This window comes from Rahnella woolbedingensis, from assembly GCF_003602095.1.
GTDB classification, from domain to species: Bacteria; Pseudomonadota; Gammaproteobacteria; order Enterobacterales; family Enterobacteriaceae; genus Rahnella; species Rahnella woolbedingensis.
In genome coordinates, this window is the sequence record NZ_RAHH01000003.1 from 39,088 (window position 1) to 61,908 (window position 22,821).

Below are 22,821 nucleotides of genomic sequence, written 5' to 3' on the forward strand. Positions count from 1 at the left end.
GTTGTTTATTTCAATTGCTCTTTGTAAGAAAGTGCAACGGCGAAGCCGTTTTTTACTCGACGGACAGCCATTCATCCGCTTCTTCAAACATTTCTTCCAGCATTTGGTTTAATTGCGAACGTTCCTGCTTGCTGGCACCTTGCGTATTCAGCCCGTTGGCCTGCATCGGTTTTACCTTAACTTCTGCATCCGGGAACATCCGGTGTACGCGTTTTACCAGCTCTGCTTCAATTTTTTCACTGGCATTAGGGATGCCGGAGACATTCCGTTTGTCAAAAATCAGTTCAACCCGCATGGTTTTCCTCATTATTATAAAATTTTATTAACTGGCTAAATATACAGTATGCACGGCGGGCGCTCTAGTGATTTTTGGCCTTAACTTTGGAACGCAGCGCAGATTTGCGTGCGTAAATTCATGTAATTGATGATTCATACGGCTTGTGAATGTCTGGCTGACCGTTAGAATGGCGGCCTGTCTGTGAGGGAAATGTGGATAAACAACGGCGTACAGCACTGATATTTTTTTGCCTGGCCTGTCTGGTCATACTGACTTGTATGACGCAGCGCATCGCCGGGCTGAATGCGTTGTCCGCTATTGTGCATCAGGAAACGACGACTGCACAGGTGTCCTCCACGACCTCCGAAATCGCTAAAATCCCGGCTCCCTGCGAGCTCAGCAGCAAATCACTGCTTTCTGTTCCTCCTCTGCTTTTAGAATTTGCGTTTCTGGCACTGAGCCTGCTGCTGGCATTTTTGTCACGCGGGAATATGGCGGCGATCCGCCTGCTGGTGCCACAAGCCGTCCCCGTGCCGCGCCTGCGGGTGCATTTGCGGCTCTGCGTTTTCCGGGAATAAAACACGCCTGTTTTTCATCAGGATGTGACTTTTTATTTTTGGAGAAAATCTATGCGAAGTTTATTCAGGGCAGCCGCTGGCTGTTTGCTGATGCTCTGGCTGCATACCGGATATGCTGCTGACACCGGCTGGCTGCAAAGCCCGCAAAATACCCACGCGAAAGTGCGCTTACAGGCCGAGCCTGCCCATTCTTCTGAGAAAGAAACCCGCTTGCTGCTTTCTGTCAGCCTCGAAAAGGGCTGGAAAACCTACTGGCGCTCGCCCGGAGAAGGCGGCATTGCGCCGTCGGTCGAATGGCAAAAACCGGTCACTGGGGCGCAGGCTACAGGGTACTGGCCTACGCCCGCACGCTTTGATGTGGCAGGTATCACGACTCAGGGCTATCACGACGAAGTCACGCTGCCAATAACCCTCAGCGGTCATGTGCCTGGCACCATCGCCGGAACGCTGACGCTGCCGGTTTGCAGCAGCGTGTGCATTCTCACCGACTATCATTTTAGTCTGGATCTTAATTCGTCCGCAGATAACGCAGAATTTGCACGCCAGTTCGCTGCGGCCATGGGTAAGGTACCGATTGCAGAAGGGCTGGCGGACAGCGTAACGGCAGGTTATCGCGCCGGTGTATTGCAGATTACCGCTCACCGCGAGCAGGGCTGGCAAAATCCGGAAGTTTTTACCGATACGCTGGATGGCAGTTCACTGGGCAAACCGGTGGTGAAAGTCGACGGGCAACAGGCGCAGTTCACGCTGCCGGTAACGGACGAGTGGGGCGAAAAAGCACAGGATATCAGCGGGAAAACGCTGAGCATTGTGCTGGCGGACAACGGTCTGGCGCAGCAGATAAGCCTGAATGTGAGCCCGCTTCCTGCCGCAGTTCCGGGCAGTATCGCACTCTGGCAGGTAGCGCTGATGGCGCTGGCCGGTGGGTTTATTCTCAATCTGATGCCTTGTGTTTTGCCGGTGCTGGGCATGAAACTCGGCAGTATTTTGCAGGTGGAACAGCGCAACCGGAAAAGTATTCGCGTGCAGTTTCTGGCGTCGTCGGGCGGGATCATCGTCTCGTTTCTGGCGCTGGCATTGCTGATGACATTGCTGCGTTACACTAATCAGACGCTGGGCTGGGGTATTCAGTTTCAGAACCCGCGGTTTATTGGCCTGATGGTGCTGGTCACGGCCCTGTTTACCGCCAATCTGCTGGGGTTATTTGAAATCAATCTGCCTTCACGGATGACGACCCGTCTGGCGACGCATCAGCGTTCGGGTCTTAGCGGGCACTTTGCTGAAGGCGCGTTTGCCACGCTGCTGGCGACGCCTTGTTCGGCGCCGTTTCTCGGGACTGCGGTGGCGTTTGCGCTGGCCGCACCGCTGCCGGTGCTGTGGGGACTGTTCCTGATGCTGGGCATTGGCATGAGCCTGCCCTGGCTGATGATCGCCTTGTGGCCGGGTCTGGCGATGCGCCTGCCGCGTCCGGGTCGCTGGATGTTACGGCTGCGGTTGTTCCTCGGCGTACTGATGCTGTCTGCGTGTTTGTGGCTGCTGAGCCTGATGCAAAACCATTTTTCAACGCTGTTTGTCGCTGTACTGACGGGCGCGCTGCTGGTCATGCTGTTTGTCTTATCCCTGCGGCGCTATGGTTTGCGTAACTGTGCGTTAACCGCCGGTGCTTGCGCAGTTCTGGCGGGCGCCGTCATCGTCATTGCTACGCAATTTTCCGGCGCTGGCGGGAAACCGTTGCGCGATGATATTGCCTGGCAGCCTTTGTCAGAAGAGGCGATTCAGACTGCGCTGGCGGAAAAAAAGGTGGTCTTTGTGGATGTCACTGCCGACTGGTGTGTGACCTGTAAAGCTAATAAATACAATGTCCTGATGAGTGAAGACGTGCAGAAAGCGCTGACAGACCCCGACGTCGTGGCCTTGCGCGGTGACTGGACGTTGCCGTCAAAACCAGTCAATGACTTCCTGCAAAAACGCGGCAGCGTCGCCGTGCCGTTTAATCAAATTTATGGTCCGCACAATCCTGCCGGTGAGATTTTATCGCCGTTGCTGACCCGTGATGCTGTTTTACAGGGGCTGGAAGATGCCCGTGGAGCCCGATAATGAAAACGTTAATGCTGATTATGATGATGGTGATTTCTCCGGTTGTTCTGGCGATGACGCCGGAAGACACGCTGTTTAATAACCCGGCGTCGCCGTGGTTTGGCGCGAAAAATCCCCGGCTGACGATTGTGTCCTTCACCGATTACAACTGCCCTTACTGCAAGCAGTTTGACCCGCTGCTGGAAAAGGTCGCAAAGGAAAATCCTGACATAAAAGTGGTGATTAAACTGCTGCCTTTCCGCGGCGCGAGTTCCATTATTGCAGGTCGCGCAGCGATGACCGTGTGGGAACAACATCCGGAAAAGTTTCTGGTCGTACATCAGCGGCTGATGTCTAAAAAAGGGCAGCATGATGAGGCCAGTGCGCTTGAGGCGGTGAAATATGCCGGGCTGGAACCTATCCGCGTGACGCCCGCCAGCTATCTTGAGCTGAAAACCAATGTGGAAATTGCCGAAGTGCTGGGGATTCAGGGAACGCCAGCGACGATTATTGGCGATCAGCTGATTGCCGGAGCCATCTCTTACGACGATTTGCAGAAGATCGTCAGGGAACAACTGGCGAAGGCGAAAAATGACCAGGCTTAAGCGCTGGGCCCGGGAGGGGGTGATTTTCGTCGTGCTGATTATGGTTGTGATGCTGGGGATGGATTTTCTGCGCGCGCCGAAGGCTCCGGCCAGTTTTGGCAGCCAGCCATTGCAGATACTCAACGAGCAGCCCCTGACGCTTAACGAACAAAGCCAGCAGCGTCCACTGCTGGTCTACTTCTGGGCAACGTGGTGCGGCGTCTGCAAAATGACTACACCTTCGGTTGCGCGGCTGGCCGAAGAAGGCGAGAACGTGCTGACCGTGGCGTTGCGCTCCGGTGATAACGCCACGCTGGAGCGTTATCTGCAAGGAAAGGGCATTCAGATGCCGGTGGTTAACGATGCACGTGGCGATTTGTCGGCGCAGTGGGATATCGGCGTCACCCCGACGTTTGTCATCATTGATAAAGGTCAGGTCATCGCCACGACAACCGGCTGGACATCATACCGGGGGATGAAAGCGCGGCTGTGGTGGGCGCAAATCCGCGGCTGATTTGCTGCCGTCAGAAAAAAAAGGCCTTCACCGTAGTGAAGGCCTTTCTTCATATTGAGTTCACAACAGGAAATCAGTTTGCCAGGAAACGTTTCTCATCGGTCAGTACCTGAAGCAGTAAACCCAGCTCCGGTTTCTGATCTTTAATCCGTTTGCCCTCGGTATCAAAGGCCCGGTAATCGCCGTCGCTTTCCAGTTCCAGCGTCTGCTCTGGCGTTGTGATGATCAGTGTTCCGTCATCGCTGGTCGTCACCCAGTTATGGCGGCGCTTGGCAGCAAACAAATCTTCACCCTGCGAATAATCGGCCGGTGACGTCGTGACGTGCAACAGTCGCTGCATCAGCGTAGTCATCACATCCGCATGATCAGTCAGCTTGTTGATATTCTGCGCAGGCGTACCCGGCCAGTGAATAATCAGCGGAACCTGCAACTGGCGGCGGTTCATCGAATTGCCCGAACCCCAGGTGCCGTTCTCGTTGAATTCAATGCCGTGAGACGCGGTAATAACAATTACCGTTTTATCCAGCTCACCGCGGTCTTTCAGCGATTGCAAGATAGCCTTGATCTGGTCATCAACGCTTTGAGCACCCGCCTGATAGCGGTGAACAAAAGTGTTACCTGTCGGCACGCTGTCACCGTTCTGACGCAACGCCGTGCTGATCCCGTTCAGACTGACATATGAGAACCACGGGCCATTGCCACGCACGTTCAGCCACTGCTGCCACTGATTTACCGTTTGCTCATCGGACTGCTTAACCGGCGGCGGCAGGGTGAAATCGGTCAGCAACGCCTGACGGTACAGCGGGCTGTTAAAGCCGTCAGAGGCAAACAGGCCAAATTCGTAACCCTGCTGTTCCAGTGACGTGACCAGTGCAGAAGGTTTACGTGCCGCCAGAATACCCTGCATATAGCTTGGGGAAATCCCATAGAACAGGCCAAACTGGCCGGTATCATTACGGTTGCCGGAGCTGAAATGCTGGTCAAAACGAATATTGTGTTTGGCGAAATCGCTCAGCGCTGGCATCTCGTTATCCAGCGTGGCGGTGTGAACGCCATCCATCACGATCATCAGCAAATTATACTTCGAACCGGTTTTTGCAAAGCTGATGGAATTGAGCGGATATTCCACGGCCAGCGCTTCCGGATTGCCCTGTTCGATCAGGCGTCTCTGGTATTCCTCGGCATTCAGCAGGCCATGTTTCTCAAGAAACTTACGTGCGGTCATCGGATACGAGAGCGGAAGATTCGAGCGCTGCATGGTGATCGGACGGTAGAAATTAGCATCTGCCCAGATATACATCAGGTGCGACGCAAAGAAACTGACGATGAACAGCACGACAATCGGCTTGGCGAAATTACGGCGGTTAAGGCTGCGCAGCTTTTGCCATGCCCAGGTGCCAAACAGCATTTCCAGCAGGAAAATCACCGGTACAGCGATGAACATCAACTGCCAGTCGCGCGCCATTTCGCCCTGTCCGGGGTTGACCACCAGTTCCCACACCACCGGATTGATATGCAGATGGAAGCGGGTAAAGACCGCGGTATCCACCAGCACCAGTGTCAGTCCGGCCGTCGCCAGGATTGCGGATAAAAACCGCAGCAGGCGTTGCGACATCACCACAAAGGTCAGCGGGAAGATAATCAGCAGATAGGCGGAGAAACCGATAAAGCTGAAGTGCCCAAGCCAGCTGACGAGTGCGTAAATACGCCCCTGCAACGAAGAAGGCCAGTCAGAAACAAACAGGTAGCGACTGCCGATCCCCTGCATGAGCAGGATATTAAACAGGGCGAACCAGTGCCCCCAGCTGATCATCTGGGATACTTTTTCGCGATAGCGCTGACGATTTGTCACCATGAGAGGTATTGGGCAGTTTGTGAATTAATGGGCTTTATCTTCTCTTATCGACGCTTGCAACGCTTTAGCAAAAGACTGGGACAAGGCTTTGCGTTGTGCAGGAGCGACGCTGGTATTAATAAGGTTAGTCACCATGTTGCCCAGAACCATCAAAGAAAGGTCTGTCGGGGCGCGGTGCTTTTCGAGCACGGTCGCCAGCTCGGAAAGGAGCTGTTCAACGTGTTCGTCACTGTAACGGGATGATTGTGCCATAGAGTATTGTGCTTCTTGATCTGACAAAGTCCAATATCTTAGCGTATCGCGCCTCTGTTTTCCGCATTTTTATAACTGAGATACCGTTGAGGTATTGATCGCATCTATTAATCCTTGTTTCAGACTTCGCAGTGGTTGCGGCTTTAGAGCTTCGGTGTTTGAATACGCCCCGCAGGCAAACCCTTCTTACACGGCCGCAATTCTTACAGGAGAAAGTCCCCATGAGTCTGGATATTGAGCAGATTGCTCTTCACCAGTTGAACAAACGTGACGAGCAAACGCTGGATGTTGTGCTGCGCGATACGCTTCTGACGCCGAATGCGGCCGTTGATGAAATGATGGCTGAACTGCACCGCGTTTACAGCGCCAAAAGTAAAGCTTACGGTCTTTTCAATGAAGACAGCGAACTGGCTGTGGCGTTGCGCAGTTGCCGCAAAGGGGACGACGATTTCCTGTCATTCAGCCGCGCTGCGACCGGTCGTCTGCGTGATGAACTGGCGAAATACCCGTTTGCCGAAGGCGGCGTGGTGTTGTTCTGTCATTACCGATTCCTGGCAGTTGAATATTTACTGGTGGCGGTGCTTAACAGCCGCAGCAGTATGCGCGTCAATGAGCAGCTGGATGTCAGCAGCATTCATTATCTCGATATCAATCATGCCGATATCGTGGCGCGCATTGATCTGACCGAATGGGAAACCAACCCGGGATCTACCCGTTACCTGACCTTCCTGAAAGGTCGGGTAGGGCGCAAAGTCTCTGACTTCTTCATGGATTTCCTTGGCGCGTCTGAAGGTCTGGATACCAAAGCGCAGAACCGTGGCCTGTTGCAGGCGGTGGATGATTTCTGTACCGAAGCGCAGCTCGATAAAAACGAGCGCCAGAATTACCGTCAGCAGGTTTATACCTACTGTAACGAGCAGTTGCAGGCGGGCGAAGAAATCGCGCTGGATGATTTGTCCGAAGAACTGCCGCCGTGGAATGACAAGAAATTCAAAGAGTTTACCCAGGAGCAGGGGTATCAGCTGGAAGAAACCTTCCCGGCAGATCGCAGCACCTTGCGTCAGCTGACCAAGTTCGCCGGCAGCGGCGGCGGGCTGAGCATTAACTTTGATGCCATGCTGATGGGCGAGCGTATTTTCTGGGATCCGGCCACCGATACCCTGACCATCAAAGGCACACCGCCAAATCTGCGGGATCAGTTGCAGCGTAAAGCGGGCAATAAATAACGGCTCCCTCCGCAGGGGAGGGAGCAAACCCAGTTAAGGATATATCCCCGAAAACCTGAATCGCGCCCAATAAAAAACACCGCCTGGGCGGTGTTTTTTATTTGTTCTCGCACGGCGTCCCGATGCGCAACAACTTTTTACTCGTCATCCTTCACGTTGTTGCTGCGTTAGCTACGTTCGTTCACCTGAATCACTTACCAATGTAAGTTCATCAGGACTCACTCGCTTGCTGCCTTGCTACAACCTGAATAATTTAGAGTAAAGTCGCGTTATTAAACGCGAACGAAGTCGATGTGAGCCAGTTTTGGCTTGAACGGGTGACGCTGTACAGCCTGAACTTTAACTTTGGTTTCTTTACCGTCGATAACCAGAGTAATAGCTTCAGAGTAGAACTCCGCTTTAACTTCCATGTTCTTTACAGAATCATGGTCCAGTTTGATAGAAACCGGAGCAGCTGAGCCACCGTAAACGATAGCTGGGAATTTGTTTTCTGTACGCAGGCGGCGGCTCGCACCCTTGCCCTGCTCGTCCTGTGGACGTACTTCTACATTGATAGTGATCATTGTATGTTTCTCGATTAGAACTACTTCTAAAATGTGCCCCGCCACCTGCGACCGAGTGACGAGTTGAGTACTGCAGCTTTCACACAAGGCGAAAGCGGGCGGTATGATACCGGAGCAGGGTAGTCGCAGCAATACAAATCGCCGGTTTTCTCACCCGCGCAGCTCATTGGCCCGCCGGTACCGTCCTTCGTAATCGAACATTTTTTCGCGTACCTGCCAGAACTGGCCTTTCATGCGCGCCACCACAAAATCCGGATGACGCAGTAAAACCTGCTGCGCGACAATGTCCGCGGCAGTCTTCCATTCCAGCGGTACACCCGGTGCGCGCTGATGCGGGCGCAGGAAGTTATGCAAAAACGCCATGCGCTGGGCGGGTGTCGTCAGGCGAAAACGCTCGGACACGTCAGCGCCATCCTCATCGTAGTAGGTGATTTTCAGCCATTCGCCTTTGTCATCGCGTCCGTTTTCCAGATTCATACCACCGCAGCGCAGTACCAGCGCGTCTTTCAGACGTAACGCGGCTTTGAGCATATCGTCGGGATCAACCAGAATTTCCTGACACTGATGGCAGCGCCGTGCGGCGATATCGTTCTCCGCGCCACAGTGCGGGCAGCTTTTAAAACGAAAACGGAAATCGCACTGTTCGCGGTTGCCTTCGTCATCTTCCAGCACGCCCTGACAGCGGCGGCCAAAATGCTCAATGATCGTGCCGTCTTCGGTGGTTTTTCCCCAGAAGATATTGGCGAAACCGCAGGCGGGGCAGAAAACCTGCACCGGTTTGTTATCGCCAGCGGGTTTATGACTGCCAACTTCCGGCGTGAACAGGTCATGCGGGTTGCCGGCATAATCGAGGATCAGACAATCGGTTTTGCCCGGTGCGAGGCGCAGTCCGCGCCCGACAATCTGCTGATACAGGCTGACGGATTCGGTCGGGCGCAGGATGGCGATCAGGTCCACATGTGGCGCATCGAAACCGGTTGTCAGCACCGACACGTTCACCAGATAGCGCAATTGCTGCGCTTTAAACGCGGTGATCAGCCTGTCACGTTCGACGGCGTGCGTTTGTGCGCTGATCAGCGCCGCTTCGCCTTTCGGCAGCAGACCAAAAATTTCACCGGCGTGTTCCACCGTTGAGGCGAAAATCATCACGCCTCTGCGATCCTGCGCGAACTCAATAATCTGGCTGATGATGTGCGGCGTGATGCGTTTTTGCTGATGCAGTTCGTCGTTCAGATCCGCTTCACTGAACAGTCCGTTGCTGTTGGCCTGCAACCGGCTGAAATCGTAACTGACCACCGGCATATCGAGCCGCTCGGGCGGCACCAGAAAGCCATTTTTAATCATGTAGCGCAGCGGCAGTTCATAGATACAGTCGCGAAACAGGCTTTTCGCATCACCGCGCACAATGCCCTGATGGTGATACTGATAAATCCAGCCCTTGCCTAAACGGTAGGGCGTGGCGGTCAGTCCGAGCAAGCGCAGACGCGGATTTTGTGCCTTAAGATGGCCGATGATCTGCTGATACTGGCTGTTGTCATCGTCGGAAATCCGGTGGCATTCATCGACAATCAGCAGGGAAAACTCCCCGCTGAACTCTGCCAGGTTAGGCGCAACGGACTGCACGCTGCCAAACACCACTTTGCCGCTGCTTTGTTTCAGATTCAGTCCGGCGGCGAAAATATCTGCCTCCAGCCCGTAAGAAAGGTATTTGCTGTGGTTTTGCGCCACCAGTTCTTTTACGTGCGCCAGAACCAGAACGCGCCCGCGTGCCACTCTGGCCAGTTCGGCAATCACCAGACTTTTTCCGGCGCCGGTCGGCAGCACGATCACAGCCGGTTCGTCATGCTGGCGGAAATGACGCAGCGTGGCATCCACGGCGTCCTGCTGGTAGGGGCGAAGCGTAAAAGCGGTCACGGCAACAATCACCTGTAGTTTTACTGTTAATAAAGACAGTAGTGAAGTATGCCAAGAAATCAGACCTATAGCGATGAGCAAAAAAATCACCTGCCGTGAATGTTTAGCCTGCTTATTTTCCTTCTTCCTGACCGGTTGCGCGGCTATACTATTCCTCTCAACGCGGCAGCCAGTCTGCCTCCTCTAAGTAATAATAACGTTTTGCAATTATTACGAACCGAACAACCCTGAACCCTGTCAGTTGCGTATCGCGACGGCGGGGTCTTGTGTTTTATCAGTAACGCGATCACTCAGATCGCCATGAAGGCAAGTCTACTCAATGCGTCTGGACAAGTTTCTCTCTCAGCAATTAGGCGTAAGCCGCGCGCTGGTTTTGCGCGAACTGCGTAACAAGCGTGTCACCGTGGACGGTGAAATCGTCAAAACCGGCGCGATGAAAATCAGCCCTGAGCAGCGTGTCGAATTCGACGGTAACGTGCTGGACCAGATCACCGGCCCGCGTTATTTCATGCTCAACAAACCGCAGGGTTATGTGTGCTCTACCGACGATCCTGATCATCCGACCGTGCTGTATTTTCTCGAAGAGCCTGTAGCCTACAAGCTGCATGCCGCAGGGCGTCTGGATATCGACACCACCGGCCTGGTTCTGATGACCGACGACGGCCAGTGGTCGCACCGCATCACTTCACCGCGCCATCAGTGCGAAAAAACCTACCTGGTGACGCTCGAACATCCACTGGCTGACGATACCGCCGCGCAGTTTGAAGCCGGCGTTCAGCTGCACAACGAAGATTCCCTGACTAAGCCCGCGCAACTCGAAAAAATCGAAGATTGCCTGGTGCGTTTGACCATCAGCGAAGGCCGTTATCATCAGGTGAAACGTATGTTTGCCGCCGTGGGTAACCGCGTGGTGGGCCTGCATCGTGAACGTATCGGCGAAATCGTGATGGATGAAGATTTAGAACCGGGTCAGTACCGGCCTTTAACTGAGCAGGAAATTGCCAGCGTTGGCGTTCCCTCGCAATAGTTTTTCCTCTAACTGGAGCAGCTGAAAGTGCAAGAAAAACCGGTATCCCACATCGGACTGATTTTCATCCTGGGATTGATATCGATGCTGATGCCTCTGGCCATCGATATGTATCTGCCAAGTATGCCCGTGATCGCGCAGGAATATGGTGTTCCGGCGGGCAGTGTGCAAATGACGCTCAGCGCCTATGTGCTGGGTTTTGCGATAGGGCAGTTGTTTTACGGACCGATGGCGGACAGCCTCGGGCGTAAGCCGGTTATCTTCTGGGGCGTGCTTACCTTTGCCGTCGCCGCCGGTGCCTGTGCGCTGGCGCAATCGGTCGAGCAGCTGGTCTGGATGCGGTTCCTGCACGGTCTGGCTGCCGCTGCCGCCAGTGTGGTTATCAATGCGCTGATGCGCGATATGTTCACCAAAGACGAATTCTCGCGAATGATGTCTTTTGTGGTGCTGGTCATGACGGTCGCACCGCTGCTGGCCCCGATGCTCGGGGGTGTGCTGATGGCGATTTTCAGCTGGCACGCGATTTTCTGGGCGATGGCGATTGCCGCGCTGATCGCTGCCATACTGGTCGGCGTTTATATCAAAGAGACGCTGCCCAAAGCACGACGGCAGAAGTTTCATTTGCGTACCAGCGTCGGTAACTTTGCATCCCTGTTCCGCCATAAACGCGTGCTGAGTTATATGCTGGCGAGTGGTTTCTCTTTCGCAGGCATGTTCTCATTCCTCAGCGCCGGTCCGTTTGTGTATATCGAACTCAATGGCGTTTCGCCGCAGCACTTCGGCTTTTACTTTGCGCTGAACATCGTGGCGCTGGTGATCCTGACCCTCATCAACAGCCGTAACGTGCGCCGTGCGGGTGCGGTGAAGATGTTCCGCTTCGGGCTGTTTGTGCAGCTGACAATGGGCATGTGGCTGGTGATCGTCTGCACCTTTGGGTTGCCGTTCTGGGCGATGGTGATGGGTGTGGCGGGGTATGTCGGCGTGATTGCGATGGTTACGTCTAACGCGATGGCGGTGATTATGGATGACTTCCCGCACATGGCGGGTACTGCGGCTTCACTGGCGGGGACGATTCGTTTCGGTACCGGTGCGGCGATTGGCTCCGTGCTTTCACTGTTTACCGCGAAAAGCGCCTGGCCGATGGTCGGGTCAATGGCCTTCTGCATTCTGGCTGCTACCTTGCTGTATCTCTACGCCAGCCGTCCGGCGAAAGTTGCTGTGGAAACGGCATAGTTCAGACTGCTCATTCCTCTCGTGAGAGGGGAATGAGCATGAGCATTAAATCACTTCCGCTTTCACTCCCTGAACCCGGCGCGCCGCTTTGGCACGGGCATATTGGTCGGCCATCGCTTTGGCTTTTGCGCCCGGCACCAGCGCCATGTCGCACTCTTTCGGCAGTAACGTCGTGACCGCCGCCGCAATCAGTAACGAGGCGACCAGCGCATAAATCGCGGTGCTCTGACCGTACAGGCTGACCAGTACGCCGACCAGATAAGGCCCGCAGAACCCCCCCAGATTCCCCAGACCGTTAATCACGCCGCGCGCGCTGCCTGCGACTTCCGGCGTAGTGACTTTGCCCGGAATAGTCCAGAAGGCGCTGGTGGCGGCCTGCAGGAAGAAACCGGCACCGACCAGGAAACCATACGCCGCCATGATGTTATGACCGAATGCCACGGATGCCGCCAGACAGGCTGCGAAACCACACAGCGGCAGGGCGATGAACATACGGCGTTTACCGGTTTTATCCGACAATACGGACATCGCCAGGATCCCCAGCATGGTGCCGACGTAAGGGATAATTGCCAGCATACCAACCGAACTCATATCACCGCCGGTCAGGTTTTTCAGGATGGTCGGCAGCCACAGGGTGTAACCGTAAATCCCTGTCTGATAGAAGAAGTTAATGATGATCAGTTTGACGATAGACTTGTTGCGGAACACTTCTTTCAGCGGTGCGTTATTGACCGGCGCCAGGGCTCTCAGCGCTTCGCGTTCACGGTTGAGTTCGGTTACCAGATAGTCGCGCTCACGTTCTGACAGCCATTTCGCCTCTTCCGGACGGTCGCTGATGGTGAACCACCAGAAAATCATCACCACGAAAGATAATGCCCCTTCGATGATGAACAACCAGCGCCAGTCGAGCGTATCCAGAATCAGGCCAGACAACGGCGCGGTGATCATCCCGCCGAGCGGCGCGAACATCAGCACGTAAGCATTGGCGCGACCGCGTTCCTTATCCGGGAACCAGTTACTGACCATGGTCAGCACCACCGGCAGCATCCCGCCTTCTGCCACACCCAGCGCAAAGCGCAGGAACAGCAGCTGATACTGATTAGTGATAAAACCGGTCAGAATGGAGATGATTGCCCAGGCGACCAGCGAGCAGGCGATAAATTTCCGTCCGCTGCCGTGAACCGCCAGACTGCCGCCTGGAACCTGCAGGAACAAATATCCGATAAAGAATATACCGGCGGCCAGACCGGCCATTGAAGCGGTAATACCTAATTCGGCATCCATTCCGCCGGGCATGGCGAAACTAATATTAACCCTGTCCATGAAAGAAATAATGCAGGCGATAAGTATCGGCGTTATTACGCGGAGCCAACGGGCCTTAGGAATCTTATTATCCATATTCTTTCCTCTGTGTGCTTGTAACCAGCGATGGCTTAATAAAAGCATTTTGAGGAAAGTATTTCGTGACAGGAGTCACGTTGAATTATGTTAAGAAAAGGTGTTACCACATACGTGATCCTGCACCCGGGTTCGCGTGCAGGATGGAAAGGCGATACTGATACCGAAGGGAGAATTAAATCGTGCCGCCGAGGGAAATCCGGTAGTGCAAGTCCACGCGTTCAATTGTTGGCAGGTTTCTGATTTTTTTGAGTAATATTTCTGCCACGACTTTACCCATTTCAAAGCGCGGCGTGATCACGCTGGCCAGTAATGGCGTGGTTGCCAGCCCGATATCTAATCCGTGGAAGCCGGATATCGCCATATCCAGCGGAACATGAATGCCCAGTTTGATACATTCCTGTAACACGCCGACCGCAATATCGTCATTGGTGCATAAAATCGCGTTGGTTTGCGGATATAACTGACGCGCCATGGCTAACATTCCGGCACCAATAGACACCGATGAGACTTTATTTGGCGTGATATGCACCGGCGTCAGGCCGCGTTCATTCATGGCGCGGCTGTAGCCCTGATAACGTTTCTGATCCCGCGCATCTGACATAGAACCGAAATACACCACGTGCTCTTTGCCGCTGGAAAGCAGGGTATTGGCCATATCGTAACCGGCCTGCTGATTATCAAAGCCGACCGCGATACGCCCGTGCGGATTATCAAGATCCATCACCTGTGCGACCGGAATGTCAGCCGCATTCAGGTACTTATCGGCTTTCAGCGTGTGTACAGAATCAGTGAGGATCAGTCCTGCCAGCTGATAACCCAGCAGATTGATAATATGTTCTTCTTCGCGATCTTTGCTGTAATCGTAATTAACCACCAGCGTCTGAAAGCCCTGCGCGGAAGTGACTGACTCAATGCCAGCCAGTAAATCGGAGAAAATCTGGTTATTGAAAGAGGGAACTAAAATGCCGATACGTGGCGCTTTGGCTGGCCCGCGGGCTTCTTCCAGCGGATATCCGACTTCTTCCATCACCTTTGTAATGCGTTCGCGGGTTTCAGGAGACACCTTTTCCGGCGTGCGCAGAAAACGGCTCACCGTCATCTTTGTGACGTCCGCCAGTTGGGCGATGTCCTGTAGTGTCACGCGCTGGTTTCTCATGCGGAATGTTCCTGGTTGGGCCTGCAAAGATACCTTGTTATTGAAACAGAAAGTGCCGGAAATTGTTATCAAAATGATGAGGATCACACCGGGAGTAACAGGGTTTTTTAACATTCCGCGAGGTGATCTGCATCACAGTTTGGCGCGGTGTAAACCGGTGTAGTGAAGCTAACTTTTTAAATAAGCATTCAACAGGGCCAACGTTATGACAAATCTGTTCTCACTGGATAATAAAAAGATTCTGATTACCGGCTCGACGCGCGGTCTGGGTTTCCTGCTGGCGAAAGGGCTGGCGCAGCATGGCGCAGAAATTATCGTTAACGGCACGCAGCCGGAGTCCACGCAAAAAGCGGCAGAAGCCTTGCGTGCGGAAGGGTTTATCGCCCATGCGGTTTCATTTGACGTTACCAGCAGTCAGGCGGTGAATCAGGCGATTGATCACATTGAAAGTACCATCGGGCCGGTTGATGTGCTGGTGAATAACGCCGGTATTCAGCGCCGCCACAAGTTTACGGAATTCCCGGAAAAAGACTGGGACGACGTGATTGCCGTCAATCAGAAATCGGTGTTCCTGGTTTCTCAGGCAGTGGCGCGGTACATGATCCAGCGCGAGCGCGGCAAAATCATCAATATCGGTTCGATGCAAAGTGAGCTGGGCCGCGACACTATCACACCCTACGCCGCTTCAAAGGGCGCGGTAAAAATGCTGACCCGTGGCATGTGTGTTGAACTGGCACGCTACAATATTCAGGTAAACGGCATTGCGCCGGGCTATTTCAAAACCGATATGACGCAGGCGCTGGTGGACAATAAAGAGTTCTCCGAATGGCTGTGTAAACGCACACCGGCCGCACGCTGGGGCAATCCGGAGGAGCTGGTCGGCGGCGCGGTTTATCTGTCATCTAAAGCCTCGGACTTCGTCAATGGGCATCTTCTTTTCATTGATGGCGGCATGTTAGCGGCTGTTTAATAAGGAGTTACGATGAATAAGACTGCACTCATCACCGGCGGTGGCAGCGGCATCGGGTTAAGCGCCGCGAAGGCGCTGGCCGCCACCGGATTCACAGTGATTCTGGCCGGACGCAATATCGAAAAACTGGAGCAGGCCGTCGCGCAGTTCGCGCAAGGGCAGGCGGTGGCGCGTCAGCTGGATGTCACCAGCCCGCAATCAGTCGCCGCGCTGTTTCAGGATATTCAGGCAACCTTCGGGCGGCTGGATGTGCTGTTCAATAACGCCGGTAATAACGTTAAAGATATGCCGATCGAAGACCTGCCGGTGGAAGACTGGCTGTCGGTGATCAACACCAATCTGACCGGTGCTTTTTTGTGTACACAGGCGGCGGTGAGGCTGATGAAACAGCAGTCACCGCAGGGCGGGCGCATCATTAACAATGGTTCGATTTCGGCGCAGTCGCCGCGTCCGAATTCTGCCCCATACACCGCCAGCAAACATGCAATCACCGGCCTGACCAAATCCACGGCGCTGGATGGACGCGCGTTCAATATTGCCTGCGGACAAATTGATGTCGGCAATGCGGCAACGGATATGGGCAACAAAGCGCTGGCGGGCAGAATGCAGGCTGACGGGCACATTGCTGAGGAACCGGTGATCGCGGTGGAACGCGTCGGCGAGGCCGTGGCCTTTATGGCCGGACTGCCGCTCGATACCAACGTGCTGACCATGACCGTAATGGCCAGTGCCATGCCACTGGTGGGACGCGGCTAAGTTGAGTTTCTGTCATCGTTTCTGCCATAAAGAAACGGCCCTTTTACGGGCCGTTTTGCATTTCGGATGACGGATTACGCCGCTTTGTTTTTGCGTTTCCGGCCAAGCCAGAAAATCAGCACCAGCAGAATAATCACGCCGGCCACCATCGCCGGAGCCATGAATGGCTGGAGTTTTGCCAGCAATGTGACCGGGCCACCGGCGCGTAACACCGCGACATCCTGCGTGCTGACCTGAACACCGGCGTTGCCGTAGTTCTTCAGTACGTAGTTGGAGATGTCGGCGATCTGCTGATCGTCGAGTTGGCCGACATACGAACCCACACCGAATTTCGGCATCAGCACGTGATGGTCGCCGACCTGGCGATCCACACCGTACAGAATGGCGGAAATCAGGTTAGATGCGTTGCCCATGCCGGTCGCCGTGTTGTTGAACAGCGACGGGTATGCCTGATTCTGGCTGCCGGAGCCGTCCGGCTGGTGACAGCTGGCGCAATAACCGCTGAACAAGGCCGCACCGTTGTCGATGGTCTTGTTCGCGTTATACGGATGCGCACCGCGCAGACCTTCTTCCACATTGACCGGCTTACCGAACGTATCCGCGGCCTGCGTATCATGCGGATCACGCACCGGCGTGCTGTTTTTCAGGTAGAAGGCAATCGCGTTAAGATCCGTGTCAGACATGTATTGCAGGCTGTTTTGCACCGCTTCTGCCATGCCGCCCGCTGCCTGGTTTTTCCCGGCTGTACGGCCGGTTTTCAGGTATTCCACCAGCTGAGCTTGCGACCAGTTACCGATACCGCTGACCGGATCAGAACTGATGTTTGGCGCATACCACGGGCCAACCATGCCGCCTGCCAGCGGTTTATCCGTCACAGAACCCATCATCAGGTTACGTGGCGTGTGGCAGGTATCACAGTGACCGGCACCGTTGACCAGATAGGCGCCACGGTTCCATTGCTCGCTTTTCGACGGATCCGGCTTAAACGGCGTGCTGTCGAGATACATTATGTTCCAGCCCGCCATGGCAATACGCATGTTGAACGGGAACGGCAGGGCGGTTTCAGGATTCGGTTGCTCGACCGGCTTCACCCCTTGCTGGAAATAGACATACAGCGCGTGCATGTCGGCATCGCTCATATGGCTGTAAGAGGTATAAGGCATCGCCGGATACAGATTTGCACCGTCCGGACGCACACCTTCACGCACCGCACGGGTAAACTGTGCTTCGGTGTAATTCCCGATACCAAACTGTTTCGACGGCGTGATGTTGGTGGTGTAAATCGTGCCCATCGGCGAGTGGATTTCATATCCACCGGCAAACGGCTTACCGCCTTCCGGTGCGGTATGACAGGCCTGACAGTCAGCGGCAGTCGCGACTTCCTGACCCTGATGGATAAGCGCAGCCTGATCGTCTGCAGACGCGCTGGCCGCGAAACCGCCCAGTGACGCGCTCAGCAGGCAGGCGGTGAGAAGTTTTTTCATGCTGCACCTGCCAGTTTTTTCGCCATATCGTCTGCCGCTTTCAGGCCGAGTGCGGCCATGGTCAGCGTACTGTTCACCACGCTCGAAGACGGAATAGCACCGCCGCCCGGTAGCCACAGGTTAGCGTGGTCATGCGCCCGGCATTCACCGTTCACCACGGAATCTTTCGGATCACTGCCCATGATGGTACCGCCCATGATGTGGTTGTTGGCGTTCAGGCTGGTGGTGATGTTGAATTCTTCGGCCATAAACAGGGAACCGATGTGTTCCAGCTGTTTGTGCGCCGCTTCCGCGCCGTTACGCACGTAATCGCCGACATCGTAATGAATGTCCGGGCACGGCAGACCGTGCGGGTCTTTACGGGTGGTGCTGAGCGTCAGGCGGTTATTCGGATCCGGCAACGGTTCCAGACTAATGGATAAGTCCACGCCAAAGATAGAACGGCGGCGAATTTCCTCATCCAGCTCTTTACCGACCAGGCCCATTTGCAACGCTTTAGACGTTGCCGGGATCACGCGGCTGATATTATTGAGGATCATTTTATTGGCAGAATAATCTTTGCGGAAATCGCCGTCGCGCGGCCCCACCAGACAGCTGCTTTGCGCCGGACCACGGCCAATCCACAGCGGCTCTTTGGCGATAAACGTACAGTGGAAACCGGAGTGATCCATCATGTTACGGCCAACATGATCAGACGAGTTGGCGATTCCGTTCGGGTTCTTTTCGTTGGCCGCCATCAGCAGCAGACGCGGGGTTTCGATCCCGTTACAGGCCAGTGCGAAGACTTTACCGGTGGCTTTATGTGATTTTTTATCTCTGTCCAGCCAGTGAACGGCGGTCACATTGTTGTTTTCATCGGTGTCGATTTTGTAGACCACCGCTTCGGCCAGCACCACGGCGCCTTTATTTTCGGCGCGCTCCACGTGGGCAATACCGTTATACATCGCACCAATCGGGCAGATCGGCTGGCAGTTGTTGTTACCGCAACAGGTCGGGCGGCCGTTCCACGGACGCGTGCTGCGCCCTTGTGGGATCGGCACGGAACGGTAACCGTGCGGGTTCACGATTTCAGCAAAACGCGTGTCGCCGTAACCGTAAGGCACCTGTTCCATCGGATAGGGTTTGCTGCGCTCGGAAGGGGATTGCAGCTCAGGATCGTTCGGGCCTGCAACACCAATCTCTTCTTCAGCGCGGCAATAATAAGGTTCGAGTTCATCGTATGAAATAGGCCAGTCGCGGCCCACGCCGTATAACGTTTTCATTTTGAAATCGTTAGGAACGTGACGCCAGCACGAAGCCGCCCAGTGCCAGGTGGTGCCGCCGACGGTACGCAGATAGCCTTGCTTGAAGCTGCCTGCGCTGGGTCCGGTCAGATGGGCGTAGTTGTTTTCCGGGAAATACAGCGGAGCAGGGGCTTTTTCTGACTGCGGATATAAGCCCTGGAAGTCAGAACCTGCGCGGTTATCAAACGGCATATTGCGCCAGTTTTCCACCGCCTGCGCACGTTCGATACGTAAACCTGCTTCCAGCACCAGCACGGAATGCCCCTGGCTGACCAGTTGGTCAGCAATCATCCCGCCAACGATACCGGAACCGACAACAATCACATCAGCAGACGCATCGCCATCTGCGGTAAATTCTGGTTTTTTCATCAGGCTTTGCTCACAACATTTGTATCAGAAGGGTGGGTAAAACGATCGGCGTTCATGGATTCCGGCATCGCGGCCGCTGGCGGCGCAGCAGTGAAGTACAGCGGTCCGTTACCGCAGTAAGTCGGCACAATCAGACCGTCACTGACCGGGCGATACATCAGCGCATCTTTATAGGTAATTAAAATGGAATCGGTTCCATGTCCGACCGTACCGGTATACCACGCGGTGACGATGCTGGTGACCAGTTCGCCCAGACCATTTTGCTTTGCCACTTCCTGCAAATCTTTCGCCGCCTGACCCGGTTTTACCAGCGCGTGAAGCTTACTGACCTGAGCAGGGAAGTCGGGCTGTGAACGGTAAAAGGCGTTGAAAATCTGCGCTGAAGAACCTTCGCTGATATTTTTATGTTCAGTGATGGCCTGTGATACCAGATAGAACTGACCGAAGATGACCGGATCCTGGGCGGCGGTTTCTTTTTCCGCCTGGCTGAGGAACGGGAAGCCGAGCAGGGTGGTGGCCACCATCGCGGAGGTGAGGCCTTTCAGCAGTTCACGACGGCTGAAACCGGTTCCATTTTCGGGTGCGTTGTTTCCAATGATTGAAGGATCGTTTTCCATCTCTTTCTCGCTGGGAATAGGTTGTTTTGCCAAACGGCAGTGAATTCGCTTATCTGATTCTTATTATAATTTGCGTAATGCGAGATTTATCAGCGGGTTAGTTTCTGCCGATATCTGTCCCGATAGGGTATACCACTTATAACGGTGCGGATGATAAGCCAAAGAAGAGGGATTTGTGCAAACAAATTGTGCGGATTTATTAACATTAGATCCAGATTTTAACGTATGATGCGCGGCGTCAAATAATGTAACCAACTGGTTCATTTCAAGATGAAATTAACAGCTGACTCTGACCGTTGCAGGAAGTTATTGCTTTCTATTTATATGATAAACAATGAGTAAACAGAGAATGCGTCTTTTACCTGGATCCTCATTTGTATATTAAATGTAAACAAATAAGCGATTTAAAGTAACGCTAATTGATTAAAATGGTTGTGAATTAAGCCGGAAAAGGTTACAAATAGGCCAAAATGAGATCTGCCTCTCAGAATGTTCGGGAGCAGGCATAAAAATGACCTGAGTCTGCTGTTTTGTATCCGGTGACGTTAATTTAATGTTAATTATTTGAGCGTAAATTGGGCAAAGCGAAGACCGTCGGCTATAACTTAAAGAGTATGGTTGTAGCGATTTTGTAAAAACATCGGGTATAAGATGTATGAATCATTGTCTGGGGAACCGTGTGAATAATATCCAACTTTCGGTAGTACATCGTTTGCCGCAAAGTTATCGCTGGTTGTCGGGTTTTGCCGGTATCAAAGTTGAACCGATTCCGCTGCCTGGTAACGATGAAGATAACAATCTGATCGGCCTCAAACTGCTCAGCCACGAAGGCGAGTTCGCCTGGCAGGTCATGCATCAGCTGACAAATGCGTTAGAAGATATTCAGGTAAAAGCGGCGATCGTTGAAATCGACGGTGAACCCTGTTTATTTGTTCATCGTGAAGATGAAAGCGCCACGCTCTGCTGCCTGAAGAATATCGGTGCCGCGATCGCAGAATCCGTTACCGCACTTTATCCTTTCTGAACCGCCTGAAATTTCACTGTTTCAGGCGATGAGCTTCCACACCTTCATCGTCACCTAACGGATTGTGTCGAATGCGTCCGACGCTGCCAGCAACTCACGGGTATAAGCCTGCTGCGGCGCAGTAAAAATCTGCTCACAATCTCCCTGTTCGATCACTTCCCCGTTTCGCAATACCATCAGCTGATGGCATAAAGACCGCACCACGTGCAAATCATGGCTGATAAACAGATACGTCAGACCGTGGCGTTGTTGCAGTTCGCTGAGGATTGTCAGAATTTGCGCCTGTACCGATTTATCCAGCGACGACGTAGGCTCATCAAGGATCAGCATTTCCGGCTGTAAAATCAGCGCGCGGGCAATCGCAATACGCTGGCGCTGACCGCCTGAAAACTCGGTGGGATAACGGTGACGTGACGCCGGATCTAATCCCACTTCCTGCATGGCACGTATCACCTCTTTTTCCCGCTCCTGTTCACTGACTTTCCGGTGAACCAGCAAACCTTCGGCGATGATTTGCCCGACCGTGAAACGGGGATTCAGTGCAGAGAACGGATCCTGAAATACCACCTGTATCCGGCTGCGGAACGGCAGCATTTTTTTGCGCGAGAAAGTATGCAGCGGCTGGCCATCAAACCAGATTTCCCCCTGCGATTTCATTAGCCGCAGCAATGCCAGACCCGTGGTGCTTTTGCCTGAACCGGATTCGCCCACCACGCCAAGACTCTCGCCGCGACGCAGCTGAAAACTCACCTGATTTACCGCATGTTTGATACCGACGGTTCGGCGCAGCAGCCCGCGTTTTACCGGGAAGCCGACATCCAGATTTTTAACGTCAAGCAGAACGGCAGATTCGTCTTTCAATGGTTGCGGGCGACCCTGAGGTTCAGCCTGCAATAGCTGACGGGTATAAGGGTCTTGTGGATGGCTGAACAGTGTGGCACGCGGTTGTTGTTCCACCACACGACCTTTGTGCATCACCGCCACGGTATCCGCCAGACGCCGCACTATGCGCAGGTTATGGGTGATGAACAGCATCGCCATGCCCATTTCCTGCTTGAGTTCATCGAGCAGCGATAAAATCTGTGCCTGCACGGAAACATCCAGCGCGGTGGTCGGTTCGTCAGCAATCAGGAGTTTCGGACGGGTCAGCACCGCCATGGCAATCATCACGCGCTGGCGCTCGCCGCCGGAAAGCTGATGCGGGAAATCTTTCAGGCGCGATCCTGCCTGGCGGATCCCTACGCGATCCAGACAGCGCAGTATTTCATTACGTGCCGCATCACCGCGAAGATTACGGTGCAGTATCAGCACTTCTGCGAGCTGTTTTTCGAGCGTATGCAGCGGATTAAGCGAAACCATCGGCTCCTGAAAGATCATCGAAATTTCATTGCCACGGATTTGGCGCAGGGTATTGGTGCTGGCGTGAAGCAGCGATTGACCGGCAAATACAATATCGCCCTGAGGATAGACTGCTGAGGAAGGCAGAAGGCGCAATACCGACAGCGCGGTAACGCTTTTGCCGGAACCGGATTCCCCGACCAGCGCTAAGGTTTCTCCGGCATGAATAGTGAGCGACACGTCGCTGACGACTTCCTGTTGCTGATTTCCCTGACGAAAGGCGACGCTGAGATTTTTGATTTGTAAGAGAGGAGTGTCTGTCAT

21 protein-coding genes are annotated in these 22,821 nt (G+C 53.9%); 10 read left to right on the forward strand and 11 right to left on the reverse strand.

What is annotated here, in order from left to right; all coding sequences use genetic code 11:
• Positions 1-52 precede the first annotated feature (52 nt).
• Positions 53-295 (reverse strand): DinI family protein, encoded by a 243-nt coding sequence (locus D6C13_RS02625; RefSeq protein WP_112289970.1) that lies wholly within the window; start codon positions 293-295, stop codon positions 53-55.
• Positions 296-489: 194 nt separating this feature from the next.
• Between D6C13_RS02625 and D6C13_RS02630 the strand changes: the two genes are divergently transcribed.
• From D6C13_RS02630 to D6C13_RS02645, 4 genes are read left to right on the forward strand one after another with little or no spacing between them, the layout of a single operon-like run.
• The gene (locus D6C13_RS02630; RefSeq protein ID WP_120131296.1) at positions 490-855 is read left to right on the forward strand and encodes a copper resistance protein; all 366 of its coding nucleotides are present in this window, start codon (positions 490-492) and stop codon (positions 853-855) included.
• A gap of 51 nt (positions 856-906) precedes the next feature.
• A complete protein-coding gene (locus D6C13_RS02635) occupies positions 907-2,952 on the forward strand; it encodes a protein-disulfide reductase DsbD family protein (protein ID WP_120131297.1) in 2,046 nt (681 codons plus the stop codon).
• A complete protein-coding gene (locus D6C13_RS02640; protein ID WP_120131298.1) occupies positions 2,952-3,536 on the forward strand; it encodes a DsbA family protein in 585 nt (194 codons plus the stop codon). The genes D6C13_RS02635 and D6C13_RS02640 overlap by 1 nt, the downstream gene beginning before the upstream one ends.
• Positions 3,523-4,029: a protein disulfide oxidoreductase gene (locus tag D6C13_RS02645; protein WP_120131299.1), complete on the forward strand. Its 507-nt coding sequence runs from the start codon at positions 3,523-3,525 to the stop codon at positions 4,027-4,029. The genes D6C13_RS02640 and D6C13_RS02645 overlap by 14 nt, the downstream gene beginning before the upstream one ends.
• Before the next feature lie 73 nt (positions 4,030-4,102).
• On the opposite strand, the gene yejM is transcribed toward D6C13_RS02645, so the two are convergent.
• A complete protein-coding gene (gene yejM / locus D6C13_RS02650; protein ID WP_120131300.1) occupies positions 4,103-5,884 on the reverse strand; it encodes an LPS biosynthesis-modulating metalloenzyme YejM in 1,782 nt (593 codons plus the stop codon).
• 24 nt (positions 5,885-5,908) lie between these two features.
• Complete coding sequence (locus tag D6C13_RS02655) at positions 5,909-6,136, reverse strand: YejL family protein (RefSeq protein ID WP_015696497.1); 228 nt, start codon at positions 6,134-6,136, stop codon at positions 5,909-5,911.
• Positions 6,137-6,357: 221 nt separating this feature from the next.
• On the opposite strand from D6C13_RS02655, the gene yejK reads away from it, so the two are divergent.
• Positions 6,358-7,362, forward strand: coding sequence for a nucleoid-associated protein YejK (gene yejK / locus D6C13_RS02660; protein WP_120131301.1), 1,005 nt, complete (start codon positions 6,358-6,360; stop codon positions 7,360-7,362).
• 272 nt (positions 7,363-7,634) lie between these two features.
• On the opposite strand, the gene rplY is transcribed toward yejK, so the two are convergent.
• Positions 7,635-7,925 (reverse strand): 50S ribosomal protein L25, encoded by a 291-nt coding sequence (gene rplY, locus D6C13_RS02665; protein WP_120131302.1) that lies wholly within the window; start codon positions 7,923-7,925, stop codon positions 7,635-7,637.
• 150 nt (positions 7,926-8,075) lie between these two features.
• Positions 8,076-9,839: a DNA repair helicase RadD gene (gene radD / locus D6C13_RS02670; protein WP_120131456.1), complete on the reverse strand. Its 1,764-nt coding sequence runs from the start codon at positions 9,837-9,839 to the stop codon at positions 8,076-8,078.
• 319 nt (positions 9,840-10,158) lie between these two features.
• Between radD and rsuA the strand changes: the two genes are divergently transcribed.
• A complete protein-coding gene (gene rsuA / locus D6C13_RS02675; RefSeq protein WP_120131303.1) occupies positions 10,159-10,866 on the forward strand; it encodes a 16S rRNA pseudouridine(516) synthase RsuA in 708 nt (235 codons plus the stop codon).
• A gap of 27 nt (positions 10,867-10,893) precedes the next feature.
• A complete protein-coding gene (locus D6C13_RS02680; protein ID WP_120131304.1) occupies positions 10,894-12,099 on the forward strand; it encodes a Bcr/CflA family multidrug efflux MFS transporter in 1,206 nt (401 codons plus the stop codon).
• Between the two features lie 45 nt (positions 12,100-12,144).
• Here the strand turns inward: D6C13_RS02680 and D6C13_RS02685 are convergent, their stop codons facing one another.
• Both D6C13_RS02685 and D6C13_RS02690 read right to left on the reverse strand, forming a co-directional pair.
• Complete coding sequence (locus tag D6C13_RS02685) at positions 12,145-13,497, reverse strand: MFS transporter (RefSeq protein ID WP_120131305.1); 1,353 nt, start codon at positions 13,495-13,497, stop codon at positions 12,145-12,147.
• Between the two features lie 175 nt (positions 13,498-13,672).
• Positions 13,673-14,656, reverse strand: coding sequence for a LacI family DNA-binding transcriptional regulator (locus D6C13_RS02690; RefSeq protein WP_120131306.1), 984 nt, complete (start codon positions 14,654-14,656; stop codon positions 13,673-13,675).
• A gap of 205 nt (positions 14,657-14,861) precedes the next feature.
• Here D6C13_RS02690 and idnO point away from each other — a divergent pair, with 205 nt between their 5' ends.
• Both idnO and D6C13_RS02700 read left to right on the forward strand, forming a co-directional pair.
• On the forward strand, positions 14,862-15,626 hold the full coding sequence (gene idnO / locus D6C13_RS02695; protein WP_120131307.1) for a gluconate 5-dehydrogenase: 765 nt from the start codon (positions 14,862-14,864) through the stop codon (positions 15,624-15,626).
• Between the two features lie 12 nt (positions 15,627-15,638).
• Positions 15,639-16,382, forward strand: a complete 744-nt coding sequence (locus D6C13_RS02700) for an SDR family oxidoreductase (RefSeq protein ID WP_120131308.1) — start codon at positions 15,639-15,641, stop codon at positions 16,380-16,382.
• A 74-nt stretch (positions 16,383-16,456) separates the two neighbouring features.
• Here the strand turns inward: D6C13_RS02700 and D6C13_RS02705 are convergent, their stop codons facing one another.
• From D6C13_RS02705 to D6C13_RS02715, 3 genes are read right to left on the reverse strand one after another with little or no spacing between them, the layout of a single operon-like run.
• Positions 16,457-17,866 carry a cytochrome c gene (locus D6C13_RS02705; protein ID WP_120131309.1) on the reverse strand — a complete coding sequence of 470 codons (1,410 nt, stop codon included), beginning with the start codon at positions 17,864-17,866 and terminating at the stop codon, positions 16,457-16,459.
• Positions 17,863-19,518 (reverse strand): GMC family oxidoreductase, encoded by a 1,656-nt coding sequence (locus D6C13_RS02710; RefSeq protein ID WP_120131310.1) that lies wholly within the window; start codon positions 19,516-19,518, stop codon positions 17,863-17,865. Before D6C13_RS02710 ends, D6C13_RS02705 begins: the two co-directional genes overlap by 4 nt.
• Positions 19,518-20,135 carry a sorbitol dehydrogenase family protein gene (locus tag D6C13_RS02715; protein WP_120131311.1) on the reverse strand — a complete coding sequence of 206 codons (618 nt, stop codon included), beginning with the start codon at positions 20,133-20,135 and terminating at the stop codon, positions 19,518-19,520. Before D6C13_RS02715 ends, D6C13_RS02710 begins: the two co-directional genes overlap by 1 nt.
• 679 nt (positions 20,136-20,814) lie before the next feature.
• Between D6C13_RS02715 and D6C13_RS02720 the strand changes: the two genes are divergently transcribed.
• The gene (locus D6C13_RS02720) at positions 20,815-21,159 is read left to right on the forward strand and encodes a YejG family protein (protein WP_120131312.1); all 345 of its coding nucleotides are present in this window, start codon (positions 20,815-20,817) and stop codon (positions 21,157-21,159) included.
• A 54-nt stretch (positions 21,160-21,213) separates the two neighbouring features.
• Here the strand turns inward: D6C13_RS02720 and yejF are convergent, their stop codons facing one another.
• Positions 21,214-22,821, reverse strand: coding sequence for a microcin C ABC transporter ATP-binding protein YejF (gene yejF / locus D6C13_RS02725; protein WP_120131313.1), 1,608 nt, complete (start codon positions 22,819-22,821; stop codon positions 21,214-21,216).

Excerpts from the sequence above, each read along its gene's own strand:
- rsuA (WP_120131303.1), top strand. The coding sequence starts at position 10,159 with ATGCGTCTGGACAAGTTTCTCTCTCAGCAATTAGGCGTAAGCCGCGCG.
- D6C13_RS02700 (WP_120131308.1), top strand. The coding sequence starts at position 15,639 with ATGAATAAGACTGCACTCATCACCGGCGGTGGCAGCGGCATCGGGTTA.
- D6C13_RS02690 (WP_120131306.1), bottom strand. The coding sequence starts at position 14,656 with ATGAGAAACCAGCGCGTGACACTACAGGACATCGCCCAACTGGCGGAC.
- yejF (WP_120131313.1), bottom strand. The coding sequence starts at position 22,821 with ATGACAGACACTCCTCTCTTACAAATCAAAAATCTCAGCGTCGCCTTT.
- D6C13_RS02715 (WP_120131311.1), bottom strand. The coding sequence starts at position 20,135 with ATGGAAAACGATCCTTCAATCATTGGAAACAACGCACCCGAAAATGGA.
- D6C13_RS02655 (WP_015696497.1), bottom strand. The coding sequence starts at position 6,136 with ATGGCACAATCATCCCGTTACAGTGACGAACACGTTGAACAGCTCCTT.
- D6C13_RS02640 (WP_120131298.1), top strand. The coding sequence starts at position 2,952 with ATGAAAACGTTAATGCTGATTATGATGATGGTGATTTCTCCGGTTGTT.
- D6C13_RS02710 (WP_120131310.1), bottom strand. The coding sequence starts at position 19,518 with ATGAAAAAACCAGAATTTACCGCAGATGGCGATGCGTCTGCTGATGTG.
- D6C13_RS02645 (WP_120131299.1), top strand. The coding sequence starts at position 3,523 with ATGACCAGGCTTAAGCGCTGGGCCCGGGAGGGGGTGATTTTCGTCGTG.
- D6C13_RS02685 (WP_120131305.1), bottom strand. The coding sequence starts at position 13,497 with ATGGATAATAAGATTCCTAAGGCCCGTTGGCTCCGCGTAATAACGCCG.
- yejK (WP_120131301.1), top strand. The coding sequence starts at position 6,358 with ATGAGTCTGGATATTGAGCAGATTGCTCTTCACCAGTTGAACAAACGT.
- idnO (WP_120131307.1), top strand. The coding sequence starts at position 14,862 with ATGACAAATCTGTTCTCACTGGATAATAAAAAGATTCTGATTACCGGC.
- D6C13_RS02635 (WP_120131297.1), top strand. The coding sequence starts at position 907 with ATGCGAAGTTTATTCAGGGCAGCCGCTGGCTGTTTGCTGATGCTCTGG.
- rplY (WP_120131302.1), bottom strand. The coding sequence starts at position 7,925 with ATGATCACTATCAATGTAGAAGTACGTCCACAGGACGAGCAGGGCAAG.
- D6C13_RS02625 (WP_112289970.1), bottom strand. The coding sequence starts at position 295 with ATGCGGGTTGAACTGATTTTTGACAAACGGAATGTCTCCGGCATCCCT.
- D6C13_RS02705 (WP_120131309.1), bottom strand. The coding sequence starts at position 17,866 with ATGAAAAAACTTCTCACCGCCTGCCTGCTGAGCGCGTCACTGGGCGGT.
- yejM (WP_120131300.1), bottom strand. The coding sequence starts at position 5,884 with ATGGTGACAAATCGTCAGCGCTATCGCGAAAAAGTATCCCAGATGATC.